9 protein-coding genes are annotated in these 12,707 nt (G+C 42.0%); 1 reads left to right on the forward strand and 8 read right to left on the reverse strand.

Annotation, left to right across the window (positions count from 1 at the left end; genetic code table 11):
• Positions 1 to 134: 134 nt before the first annotated feature.
• The 7 genes from glnA to HMPREF3208_RS00035 form a co-directional block, all read right to left on the reverse strand.
• Positions 135 to 1,472: a type I glutamate--ammonia ligase gene (glnA, locus tag HMPREF3208_RS00005; protein WP_032814736.1), complete on the reverse strand. Its 1,338-nt coding sequence runs from the start codon at positions 1,470 to 1,472 to the stop codon at positions 135 to 137.
• Between the two features lie 165 nt (positions 1,473 to 1,637).
• Entirely contained in the window at positions 1,638 to 2,423 is a 786-nt protein-coding gene (locus tag HMPREF3208_RS00010) for a hypothetical protein (protein WP_081091133.1), read from the reverse strand.
• Positions 2,424 to 2,431: 8 nt separating this feature from the next.
• Positions 2,432 to 5,998, reverse strand: coding sequence for a DNA polymerase III subunit alpha (gene dnaE, locus HMPREF3208_RS00015; protein WP_016637492.1), 3,567 nt, complete (start codon positions 5,996 to 5,998; stop codon positions 2,432 to 2,434).
• A gap of 46 nt (positions 5,999 to 6,044) precedes the next feature.
• Positions 6,045 to 7,016, reverse strand: coding sequence for an RluA family pseudouridine synthase (locus HMPREF3208_RS00020; RefSeq protein WP_064346616.1), 972 nt, complete (start codon positions 7,014 to 7,016; stop codon positions 6,045 to 6,047).
• A gap of 14 nt (positions 7,017 to 7,030) precedes the next feature.
• Positions 7,031 to 7,561, reverse strand: coding sequence for a signal peptidase II (locus HMPREF3208_RS00025; RefSeq protein ID WP_230953023.1), 531 nt, complete (start codon positions 7,559 to 7,561; stop codon positions 7,031 to 7,033).
• A 115-nt stretch (positions 7,562 to 7,676) separates the two neighbouring features.
• A complete protein-coding gene (locus HMPREF3208_RS00030) occupies positions 7,677 to 8,999 on the reverse strand; it encodes a DivIVA domain-containing protein (protein WP_064346620.1) in 1,323 nt (440 codons plus the stop codon).
• A 153-nt stretch (positions 9,000 to 9,152) separates the two neighbouring features.
• The gene (locus tag HMPREF3208_RS00035) at positions 9,153 to 9,476 is read right to left on the reverse strand and encodes a YggT family protein (RefSeq protein ID WP_230953019.1); all 324 of its coding nucleotides are present in this window, start codon (positions 9,474 to 9,476) and stop codon (positions 9,153 to 9,155) included.
• A gap of 301 nt (positions 9,477 to 9,777) precedes the next feature.
• On the opposite strand from HMPREF3208_RS00035, the gene galE reads away from it, so the two are divergent.
• A complete protein-coding gene (gene galE / locus HMPREF3208_RS00040; RefSeq protein ID WP_016637497.1) occupies positions 9,778 to 10,797 on the forward strand; it encodes a UDP-glucose 4-epimerase GalE in 1,020 nt (339 codons plus the stop codon).
• 203 nt (positions 10,798 to 11,000) lie between these two features.
• Here galE and HMPREF3208_RS00045 read toward each other — a convergent pair whose 3' ends face one another.
• The gene (locus HMPREF3208_RS00045) at positions 11,001 to 12,494 is read right to left on the reverse strand and encodes a leucine-rich repeat domain-containing protein (RefSeq protein ID WP_230953022.1); all 1,494 of its coding nucleotides are present in this window, start codon (positions 12,492 to 12,494) and stop codon (positions 11,001 to 11,003) included.
• Between the last annotated feature and the right edge of the window lie 213 nt (positions 12,495 to 12,707).

The following is a 12,707-nucleotide window of genomic DNA, read 5'->3' on the forward strand; positions in this document are numbered from 1 at the left end:
GCTTAGCTTTACACACTTTTGGCCTATAACCCCAAGAAAGATTATTATGTTGCCAAACAATAAAAAATGCTGGAAGCTATTAGCTTCCAGCATTTCATCAATATAAGTGAATAAACAAACTCACTACAACGGTTTTATAGGCGCGGCAAATACTTTTCTAGCTCGAAAGGCGTCACCTGGCGACGGTATTCCTCCCACTCCTGGTGCTTATTACGCAAGAAATATTCAAACGCATGCTCGCCTAACACGCTTGCCACAAAATCAGACTTCTCCATAATCTTCAAAGCTTCATCCAACGATTCTGGCAATGGCTGAATCCCCATCGCCTGACGTTCAGCATCTGTAAGCTCCCACACATCGTCACTCGTTGGCTCACACAATGTCATTTGCTGTTCAATACCATCTAAACCAGCAGCCAAAAGCACAGAGTAAGCAAGATACGGGTTCGCTACAGGATCAAGCGCACGGAATTCCATACGGCAAGAATTGCCCTTACCAGGCTTATACTGCGGCACGCGAAGCAACGCAGAACGGTTGCTATGACCCCAGCACACGTAGCTAGGAGCTTCCGCACCACCCCACAAACGCTTATAAGAATTCACATATTGATCAGTTACAGCACAAATTTCGGAAGCATGATACAAAATACCTGCAGCAAACTGACGGGCAATCAGTGACATATTAAACTCTTGACCAGCCTCATAAAAAGCGTTTGTGTCACCTTCAAACAAACTCAAATGCGTGTGCATACCCGATCCAGGCTGATCAGTTAAAGGCTTTGGCATAAAGCTTGCATACATTCCGCGCTCAAGAGAAATTTCCTTCACCACAGTGCGGAAAGTCATAATATTATCCGCAGTAGTAAGAGCATCAGCATAACGCAAATCAATTTCGTTTTGACCAGGTCCACCCTCGTGATGCGAATACTCTACAGAAATACCCATCTGCTCCAGCATGCTTACTGCACTACGACGAAAATCCATAGCCGAACTACGCGGCACATGATCAAAGTATCCACCCTCATCAATTGGCACTGGAGTTTTAGACCAATCATCTTGAGCTTCAAACAAATAAAACTCAATTTCTGGATGAACGTAGAAAGTAAAGCCTTTTTCTTTTGCTTTTGCGAGCGCAGTTTTAAGCACGTGACGAGGATCCCCTAGCGAAGGTTCACCGTCAGGAGTTAACACGTCGCAGAACATGCGTGCTGTGCCTTCTGGACCTCCGTGCCACGGAAGGATTTGGAAGGTTGACGGATCCGGCTTCACAATCATGTCGTCTTCCAAAACGCGCGTCATGCCTTCTATTGCCGAGCCATCGAAGCCAATACCCTCTTCAAATGCTGCTTCTAGCTCTGCAGGAGCAATAGCTACGGATTTTAACGTGCCAAGCACGTCCGTAAACCAGAGTCGAATAAACCGCACGTCGCGCTCTTCAACAGTACGTAGAGCAAACTCTTGTTGTCGATCCATAATTAGCCCCTTGGGTAGCATTCAATAGCATGCACAATCAAATGCATGCACAGTCACGTGTAATTGTAGTGTATTATTGCATATTATGCTGCAAGTATCACAACTATATGCAATGAATTTACGTAATTGTAATGTACTTACGCAATTGTGATAAATGCAGTCATATCATGATTTGTTTGAATTACCATATTTTTGAAATATTCTTATTGCATCTCCATCGCTGAAATCATCACTGTCAAATATTTTCACGCCTTGTTTTGCAATGCTGTTAACGTCTTCCATGCAAATAGCAAGATCTTCTACTGTTCGAGACCACACCGCTAGTGCCATTGGCGCCACAATGTCTTGCGGTTCAACACTATATTCGTAAACTTTTGCTGTTAATTTATCTGCTCGATTGGTGATAAGCATAACATCCATTCCGCGGAAGAAATCGACAAATTTTTGCACTGCTTCTTCTGGCTCATTGTTGTTCAAATGCTTTAATACCGCAACAGCACCTTGTTCTTCGTCAAAGCATTGTGCTGAAACGCTAACCATTTTGCAAAAAGCTGCTAATAATTGTGCCGGGGTAACATAAGTGACTATCATAGCAACCTTGGCTTTATTACCAAGTAAACCTTGTAAATCTTCTTCAAAATTAGCTTCTTCAATATTACGCATAGCTTCATCAAGCGCAGCATCTTCATGATTTTCACTATTATTTTGAGAATTTTTAGACTTAGTGTTATCTGTTGCATTCGCAGCATCTTCCTTAAATTCTCGTTCAAAACCTGCGAGCGCATCGTTTAATTCAGTATCAGTAAAAGAAGTACGAATTGGCTCATTATTTTCATGAGACGCATCATGATTGTTCTGTTTATTTGTCATTTCTTCTTCTTTACGTAGTATATTCGAGTCGGATTGATGTACATGTATGCTATCAAATTCATTACACAAAAGTACACACATGCAGCACGTTACGCACTTGGCAAACAGTTAGAACCAAATACGATTTTCATTTCCGCAAACAGTGATGTGTCTCGCTTAACACGAAAAGTATCACCAAAAGTGAGCACTTGCGCTCTACCCGTATTGTCAAGTAGCGCTAAACGAACTTGGCAGCAGCCGGGGTGACGGCGCAAAATATTGCTTAATTCTGCTACATGGGCTTTATCTAATGCTTGATGAGGTAGCACAATAGTCAAAGGTCTTTCGTCCACTGATTCTAATGTTGGTACTTCAAATTCTGTAGCACGCATCGATACTGTTTCGTCTCGCACTTCAACTTGACCGCGAATACGCACAACTTGGTCAATTGCAAGTTCCTGAGCCGAAGCTTCGTAAACTTTACCAAAGAACATACATTGAATGGAGCTTTCCATATCTTCAACAGTCACAATCGCCCAAGCATTACCTTTACGAGACACTCGCCTATCGACGCTGGTAACAAGCCCCGCAATCGTCACTTGCTGACCATCACTCATCGTTTTTGCACGATCAATAAGCTGAGCAATAGTCATTTCACGCAAGTCTGCTAATACTGCCGACAACCCGCTAAGAGGATGATCTGAGACATACAAACCCAACATTTCACGCTCAAAATTAAGCTTCGTTTTTTTATCCCACTCTTCAACATCCGGCACAGTGATTTGCATATCTCCCAAACCAGAGTCGTCAGATGAGTCAGAAGACGAGTCGATGTCTGCAAATAAGTCAAACTGTCCTTCTGCCTGTTTACGTTTCAGTGCAATTACTGAATCAATCGCAGGATCGCAAATTTGGAACAGTGCGCGACGATTTGAGTCAATAGAATCAAAAGCTCCAGCTTTAATAAGCGATTCCACTAAGCGACGATTTAACGCTGTTATTGGCACGCGTTTAATAAAGTCCATAAAGTTTACGAAGCGTCCACGACCGCTTTCACGCTCAGCAATAATATCGTTCACTGCTTTATCGCCAACGTTACGAATAGCACCTAAGCCAAATCGCACAACATCACCAACAGCGGAATATTCAAGCACAGATTCATTCACATCTGGTTGTAGAACCTGAATACCCATACGTCGAGCTTCACCTAAGTATAGTGCGGTTTTGTCTTTATTCGTGCGTTCGTTTTGCAGCAAAGCAGCCATAAATTCAACCGGATAATGCGTTTTTAAATATGCCGTCCAGTAAGAAATTAATCCGTAAGCTGCAGAGTGAGCTTTATTAAACGCGTATCCGGAGAACGGAACCAAAACATCCCACACTGCTTGCGCAGCTTCTTCTGAATAACCGTGCTCTTTCATACCCTCAAAGAATGGAACCTGCTCTTTTGCCAGCACTTCCGGCTTCTTCTTGCCCATTGCTCGACGTAGCACATCTGCTTTACCAAGACTATAACCCGCTAAAATACGCGCAGCAGACTGCACCTGTTCCTGGTAAACAATAAGACCATATGTTTCATCCAAAACTTCCTTAAGAGGTTTTTCAACTTCTGGATGAATTGGAATAATATCTTGCAAACCGTTTTTGCGTTTAGCATAATTCGTATGCGAATCCATATCCATAGGACCAGGACGGTACAGTGCAATTAAAGCAGAAATATCGTTGAAATTATCTGGCTTAAGGGTGCGCAGTAATGCGCGCATGCCGTCAGAATCAAGCTGGAAAACGCCTAAAGTATCTCCCCTAGAAAGGAGCTGATACGTGGGCCTATCGTCTAACGGAATTTTTGTGTAATCAATAGGATCTTTACCATTATGCTCAATATTGCGCAAGGTATCGCGAATAACCGTCAAGTTAGAAAGACCCAAAAAGTCCATTTTAACTAAGCCAAGCGTTTCGCATGTGTGATATTCAAAAGTTGTGGTAATAGTACCATCAGTACGTTCAAGAAGCGGCGAAGTGTTGGTAATTGGCTCAGAACCCATAATTGTTGCGCAAGCATGCACACCAGTTTGACGAATCAAACCTTCAATACCTTTTGCTTCTTCAGTAATACGACGCGTATCTGGATCTGCTTCATACAACTCGCGAAACTCGCGAGCTTCAGCATAACGTTTTGATTTTTCATCAAAAATATCGTGTAAACTTACGTCTTTACCATTTTTTGTTGGAGGCAATGCTTTTGTAATTTTTTCGCCTACTGAAAACTCGTAGCCCATAATACGCGCAGAATCTTTAAGCGCCTGCTTAGTTTTAATAGTTCCGTAAATAACGCACTGAGCTACTTTATCTCTACCGTACTTTTCTCCAACGTATTCAAGTACTTTCGCACGACCATCTGGATCAAAATCAACATCAATATCTGGCAAGGATACTCGCTCCGGGTTGAGGAAGCGTTCAAAAATGAGACCGTGCTTCATAGGGTCAAGCTCCGTAATACCCATTGCGTACGCAACCATAGCGCCTGCAGCAGAACCACGGCCAGGACCAACCATTACACCATGCTCTTTAGCCCAATTAATATAATCCGCGACCACAAGAAAGTAGCCACAGAACTGCATTTGACAAATCACACCACATTCATAATCAGCCTGTTTTAACACTTCCATTGGCACATGATTGTTGTAACGCCATTCCAATCCTTCCTCAACTTTTTTAAGGAATAGCGAAGTCTCATCCCAACCTTCCGGGCAATCAAATTGAGGCATAAAAGCGCCATCTTCGCCGTCGTCGAACATAACATTACAACGTCGAGCAATCTCAAGCGTATTGTCACAAGCTTCTGGAAACTCCTTAAAAAGCTCACGCATTTGCTCAGCGGACTTCAAATAGTATCCTGAACCGTCAAACTTAAAGCGGTCAGGATCGTCCAAGCGTGAACCGGAATTAATACAAAGCATAGCATCCTGCGCTTCACGATCTTCCTCATGAACGTAATGCAAATCGTTCGTGGCAAGAAGTGGAGCGTTCAACTTCTTCGCAATTTCAAGTAAGTCTTTTGTTACGCGCGTTTCGATGGAAAGCCCATGGTTCATGAGTTCAATAAAGAAATTATCGCGTCCAAAAATATCCTGAAACTCGCCTGCAGCACGCAAAGCTTCCTTAAACTGCCCCAAACGAAGACGCGTTTGAATAATTCCAGAAGGGCAACCAGACGATGCAATAACACCTTTTGAGTAAGTTGCGAGCACGTCTTTATCCATACGTGGGTAACGCATCACGCGCCCTTCAAGATTTGCAACAGAAGATGCTTTCAAAAGATTCGTTAAGCCGGTATCGTTTTCCGCCCACATTGTCATATGCGTAATTAAGCCGCCGCCGGAAACATCGTCTGCACGCTGATCTTCCGTACCCCAGTGCACGCGGCTTTTGTCTTGACGAGCAGTCTCAGGCGTCACATACGCTTCAATACCAATAATCGGTTTAATACCAGCTTTTACAGCCGTACTCCACATTTCGTACGCACCATGCATGTTGCCATGATCAGTAATTGCTACAGCTGGCATACCTAATTCTTTAGCACGATTAACTAAATCGGGAATTTTCGACGCACCGTCAAGAAGAGAATAGTGCGTGTGATTATGCAAATGTACAAAATTGGTTTCCGGCTGAGTCATAGATGCTATTCTATAAGCGAAAGTTGACCAAGAAATCGAGATAATGCTACTTTGATAATTCTCGCATACCTTCTAACGCGTGTTGCAAATCAGAAGGATAATGCGACTGTACTGTCAAAGTTTTACCGCTTCTTGGATGCGTAAAAGTGAGTGCCATTGAGTGTAACCATTGCCGATGCAAACCAAGTTGTTCAGCTAGCACAGGGTTAGCTCCATACATTGAATCGCCAACTAAAGGATGACCAATAGACGTAAAATGCACGCGGATTTGATGCGTACGACCTGTTTCCAAATTAACGCTAGCCAGTGTTGCTCTACCAAAACGTTCAAGCACATCCCAATGTGTTACAGCAGGTTTTCCATCTGGCGTGATTGTGAAACGAAAATCCGAAACTTTTGCGCGACCAATAGGAGCTTCAATTGTTGCTTTATCTTGCGTTAAATCGCCTTGCACAAGCGCATGATAGGTTTTTGTAACAGTATGATTTGCAAACTGTTTTTTCATTACTTCATACGCTAAATCTGTTTTACAGACTAGCATCAAACCACTTGTGCCAACATCTAAACGACTTACAATACCACGACGAAACTCATCTCCAAGAGTAGTCAAAATGTTAATTCCGCGCTTTGCTAAAGTATCAACAACAGTTGGACCATTCCACCCGTTAGCTGCGTGAGCTGCCATACCAACTGGTTTATCAACAATCACAATATCGTCATCTTGGTAAGCAATAACCATATTGTGTTCTACTATTTGATTTGCACATTGTTTTGAATCTTGCTCACTGTCTTGCACTACTTCACTGTTACTCTTATTTGCAAGAGACTTTTCGCTAACTACGTCATCACAAAGTATTTCGTCACCGCTAAGCAACAACGAAGACTTATTTGCTTTACGATGAGCAAGATACACAATACGTTTCGCAATAAGTTCACTCGCTTTTGAGCGTGAAATATTACGTAATTGCGCTATAGCAACATCAAAACGGCAGCCAACTAAATCTTTTGGAACTAGCATACTTTTTGCACAACCTACTCATTACTTTCGTCAGAAGAAAGTTGATTTTTATGTGCGCCTTCGGCTGGTTGAAAAGGAAATTCAAATATGACTAGTATTACAAACCATACGCCTGCAATAGCTAAAATAATATCTGCAACATTACCAACTGACCAACCGTAATTAATAAAGTCAATTACTTTGCCATCCAAAAAATGTTCAGCATACATAGCACGATCAATTAAATTACCAAACGCTCCGGCAAAAGCGAATGATAACGCAAGCGTCCATTGCAATGAACTCGTACGACGAATCGCCACCAACATTGCAATGCAAGCCACAATTGCCAATATGCTAATACCACACGTTGCGCTAGATCCTAAACCAAATGAAGCACCAGGATTTCTTACTAGTGACAACGACAGCACATTATGAATAAGCTGAATATGCTTGCCACTAGCTAAACCATGGAGCGCCCACAGTTTAGTTACACGATCTATAACAAGACCAATAATAACTACAAGTGCAAAAACGGCTGCGCGAATACGCAGCCGTTTCACACGCACATCTCTATGCGTCAATTTTTATCCGATCTTCAATTTCAGCGTATTACAAGCACATAATACACAACCAGTTCACACTAGCTACCTAGCTTACATGCTGTTTTACTGAAAACTATGCCTACTTGTCAGCTTCAGCTTGAGGTTGTTGACCTAGCTCAGCATACGCATTCTCATCAGAAACTTGCGCAACAAGCTGACCAAGGAAATCAGTCAAACGAGTACGATATTCAGTCTCAAACTGCTTAAGACTCTGAATATTGCCTTCGATAACCTGAGTCTGCTTCTCCAAGTTCTCACGCACCTGACGAGCGTAAGCGTCAGCAGCTGTACGAGTTGTAGAATCGTAGTCAGCAGCACGATGTTGTACTTCTGCTTCATACTGATCAGCTTGGTCATGAGTCTGCTTGGAATAATCGTCAGCCGCTTGACGAACCTTACCAGAATAAGCATCCGCCTCATTGTGTGCACGCGAAGCATAAGCATCAGCATCACTACGAGTACGAGTCGAATAATCATCCGCATCGCCACGAGTCTGCTTACCGTATTCTTCAGCCTCAGAACGAGTACGAGCTGAATATTCATCGGCTTTAGCAACAGTGTCGTTGTAATGAGCCTGCGCTTCTTCAACAATTTGTTGAGCTTTCGCTTTACCTTTATCAACATACTGATCGTGCAATTGCATAGCAAGCGTCAACATAGCAGTAGCACGCTCTGGCTCCGAACCTTGAGCTTCAGCACCAGCACCAGCAATCTTCTGTAAGCTACCAGTTTCTGTATTCGGCTCCAACTTTGCAACCTGCTGACGAAGCTGTTCTTCACGCTGACGAGACTCTTCTAACTGCTTAGCAAGTTCAGCAACCTTAGTGTTCTCCTGCTGAGTCACTACCAACTGCTGACGAACTGTTTCAAGTTCACGACCCAAGTTTTCACTATTGGCTCGGAAATCATCACGTTCACGAGTAACGTTTTCAAGTTCCTTCTGGAGTTGCTTAGCATTATCTGCTTGCGCAGTTTGTGCCGTCAACTGATCAACTTGAGCACCCAAACCATCCAACTGTTCCTTCAATTGCTGGTTTTGAGCAGTCAAAGCACGATTGCTTTCTTCAGCTTCACGTAACTTCACGATAGTAGCTTCAAGCGAAGCAGCAGCTTCATTATTGTCACCTTGCTGCTTGTTAGCGTTACGCAACGCTTCATTTTCTTGAGTTAAGGACTCTACTTGAGAAGTTAATTCAGCAATCTTAGTATTCAAGCCGGCAACATCGCGACCAAGCGACTGCGTGGACTGACCCAGTCCTTGCACTGCCTGCTGACCAAGTGCTTCTATTGTTTCTGTAACTTGATCGAGAAATTCGTCAACCTCGTCAACGTCATACCCACCCTTGAATCGTACAATTTGGAAGGTATGCTCTCGAATGTCCTTAGGCGTCAACAGAGTCATATGCTTTACACCTCGCTTTTGGGACGCATCTCTTTGATATATATCTCTTCGATGCTATCACGTCCGCAGAAAATTGGGATAGTTAATACAAAAAATTTATATTATAAAACGCCGGTTTTATAAAATTATAATCATCGAACACAACAATGGCACTCATAATATGATTTGTAGTGCGTATAAAACAACATATAAAAGCATATAACTCACATCAATGCTTATATTGCCGCAACGCACAGGCGGAACAAATCTACGCAACCAACGCAACGGCGGTTCCGTTATAAAGTAAATAATATTCATAAGAACAGCAAAAATTCCTTGAAGACGCATGCGAGGAACTAGCACCATAAGCCAATCGACAATCATGCGGATAACCATAATACATAAATAAGCGCCAATCAGCATGCGCAAAATAAACAACATAATGAACAAAAACGATATTGCTGACAGCATTGCAATAATTGATATTATTACTTGCAACCTACACTCCTACTCACTTCTAACTGCGTGCATCTCCGTACCATTATGTCACCAAAATCATTGCTGGACGGAACATTACGTACATACATTACGTGAATTGCTAACTTACACAATAAATCTTTACATACGCTCCTACATTACTACAACATACAGCGCAGCTGCATCTACGCATGTATCTACATCTAAAGATGCTACCGCTACGTACCGCTACATACCGTTACGTATCGTCACATGCAGATAAGACTTCACTTTAGCGAGATATAATCTCACTGGCTACACAATTATAGAGGAAAGGCTAAGTATGACTGTTCTTGTTACTGGTGGGTGTGGATACATTGGCGCGCATGTAGTTCACGCATTGCACGAAACTCATCAAAATGTCGTCGTCGTTGACGACTTAAGCTACGGAAAACCTACACGTATCGAAGGCGCACGACTGTATGGCATGGATATTGCTTCCCCTGATGCAGGAGCGCGTCTTGCACAGATTATGAAAGATGAACATGTTGATTCAGTGATTCATTTTGCAGCACGCAAGCAGGTTGGTGAGTCAGTTGAAAAGCCACTGTGGTACTACCAGCAGAATATTAACGGCATGCTCAATGTGCTTGAAGGAATGCGAGAAAGCGGTGCAAAGAAACTCGTATTTTCTTCCTCAGCTGCAACCTATGGCATACCACCTGTTGAAGTAGTACCAGAAGACGTGGTTCCAATGTTGCCTATTAATCCGTACGGTCAGACCAAGCTATTTGGCGAATGGATGGCACGTGCATGCGAACATACCTACGGTATTCGTTTCTGCGCTTTGCGCTACTTCAACGTAGCCGGATGTGGTCCGGTGGAATTGGAAGATCCTGCTATTTTGAATTTGATTCCTATGTTACTGGATCGCTTACAGCGCGGTAAAGCACCTGCTATTTTTGGTGACGACTACCCTACTCCGGATGGCACTTGCATTCGCGACTATATTCATGTTTCCGATTTAGCAGACGCTCATATTGCAGCACTTACGTATTTAGATCGTGACGAACGCAAGTATGACGCTTTTAACGTAGGTACCGGCAAGGGCACTTCTGTGCGAGAAATTGTAGACGAAGTGCGAAAAGTTACAGGCTTACCATTTAAAGAAACAGTGCTAGATCGCAGAGCTGGAGATCCTCCTCAACTTATTGGTAGCACAAAGCGCATTAACGAAGAAATGGGTTGGCATGCTCGCTACGATGTAAAGGATATTGTGGAATCAGCTTGGGCAGCTTGGCAAGCAAATCCTGAACATCATATTGATGTTGATTCATGGAAACAGCTTGATGAGCAAAAATAGCGTAAAAAATAGCTTTCTTGCTTTATTAGCTTTATTAGCTTTATTAGCTTTATCTTAAGCTATAAAATTTAGAATTTTACTGATAAAACGAACATGTTGCCAGTACATAAAAGTGTGCTGGCAACATGTGTTATATATGCAATGTTCATATATGCAATGTTCATATATGCAACGTGTAATTCATAATTTGCTATTCACACTGCTTAGTTGGTTGCATCAGCTTTCTGAACGCTATTAATAGTGCTGGTATGAGCTGTATGAGCAGCATCATGAACATCAGTATCAATATCAAGGTCAGTGTTGAAATCAGCATCAAAGTCAGTATCAACGTCAAAGTCAGTATCAGCTATAGTGTCTAAATTCGCATCAAAATCAATGTCATCACTGTCAGATATATCAAAATCAGACTCGTCAAAATCAGATACATTTACATCATCCAAATCAAAAGTATCCAAATCTAAATTATCCAGATTAAAATCATCTACAGCAACATCACCACTATCTGAAGTATCCGAAGTATCCGAAGTATCTGAAGTATCTGAAGTATCATCAGACACAATTGGCGAATCATCATCTTCTGCGGAATAATCCGAAGATACTAACAGCGAAGGTAACTTTTGTTTCAAAGCTGTCAATGTATCGTTATGAACGCTATTATTAATAAACAGCTTTTTCAAAGAACTCAAAGAACTCAAAGCAGAAACATCTGTAACATTCGTGCCAATAATCTTTAGAGTTTGTAAATGCTGCAGAGCAGCTAACGACGAAATGTCAGAAATCTTGGAACCAGATAACTGCAATCTTTGAAGATGTGATAAAGAAGCAAGTGGAGCAACATCTGCAAGAGACATGCCAATACTCAAATCCACAAGATTCGTAAGATTAGCAAGCGGCGAAGCATCAACAGCTTGCTCAATATCACTATTTAAAATCAAGCGTTTCAAACTTGTTACTCCACTTAAACCCGACAAATTCTCAAGATGTGGTCCATACAGATTTAGCGTATGCAAATGCTTCAAAGCAGCTAACGGAGTTATATCAGCATCCGCAGAAACAGCAATATTCAGATTCTGCAAATTCTTTAAACCTACTAGAGGCTGCAAATCAGTAACTTGAGCGTCAATATCTAAATTCTGCAAATTTGGTAAAACAGACAGCCCGGAAAGATTGATAACACTAGGATCAGAACTCTGTGATGAATCAGCAAGAGACGTAATAATAAGATTTAATGTTTGTACTTGATTCAAACCTGAAAGCTGCGACAAATTAGTACCAGAAGTGACAACAAGACTTAACTTTTGTACTTGATTCAAACCTGAAAGCTGCGACAAGTTGGCAATATGGGAACAATCAAGGAACAAATCTTTAAGATGAGTGAAGTAAGAAAAGTCTAATATGCTAGTAATAGGAGTCGAGCCATCAGCCAAGGAAGCAATATTAAGATGCGTTACTGATGCTGCTTGATCTGGAGTCACATCGTTTACTGAGTTATTTATTACACCACTTGCACGCATACTCTCGAGAACTTGAGATTTCAACGCAGGATGAGTGAATGTAATAAAAGCTTGAGAATTGTTACTTACTGCTGCTTCCGAAGTTTCGCTAGCGTATGCAGTCGAAGGCACCAATACTAACGCAACACCACTGAGTAATGTGGCAGCTGTTGCTAACGTTGCTATAAATTTTTTATTCAACATATGTACCTTCCTTAACTTACCTTTCTTCCTGAATACATGCAATCTGCGAAATGCATGGGCTTTATTCGTTACGATGGTGCAAACACTCTCCGCATGTAAAACAATGCCAAAATTAGCGTACTCGCAGCAAACGAAAAAGGAAGGCTCTAGGTCATGTGCATAAAAAAATCACGTGTCAAGTATTGCAATACAAGCGTTTTGCGGTAATCGAAT

Source organism: Gardnerella vaginalis (assembly GCF_001546485.1).
Classification (GTDB): Bacteria; Actinomycetota; Actinomycetes; order Actinomycetales; family Bifidobacteriaceae; genus Bifidobacterium; species Bifidobacterium vaginale_D.

Bases quoted from the DNA above. Each gene is read 5' to 3' on its own strand.
- HMPREF3208_RS00010 (WP_081091133.1), bottom strand. From the start codon at position 2,423: ATGTGTGTACTTTTGTGTAATGAATTTGATAGCATACATGTACATCAA.
- HMPREF3208_RS00045 (WP_230953022.1), bottom strand. From the start codon at position 12,494: ATGTTGAATAAAAAATTTATAGCAACGTTAGCAACAGCTGCCACATTA.
- dnaE (WP_016637492.1), bottom strand. From the start codon at position 5,998: ATGACTCAGCCGGAAACCAATTTTGTACATTTGCATAATCACACGCAC.
- glnA (WP_032814736.1), bottom strand. From the start codon at position 1,472: ATGGATCGACAACAAGAGTTTGCTCTACGTACTGTTGAAGAGCGCGAC.
- HMPREF3208_RS00030 (WP_064346620.1), bottom strand. From the start codon at position 8,999: ATGACTCTGTTGACGCCTAAGGACATTCGAGAGCATACCTTCCAAATT.
- HMPREF3208_RS00020 (WP_064346616.1), bottom strand. From the start codon at position 7,016: ATGCTAGTTCCAAAAGATTTAGTTGGCTGCCGTTTTGATGTTGCTATA.
- galE (WP_016637497.1), top strand. From the start codon at position 9,778: ATGACTGTTCTTGTTACTGGTGGGTGTGGATACATTGGCGCGCATGTA.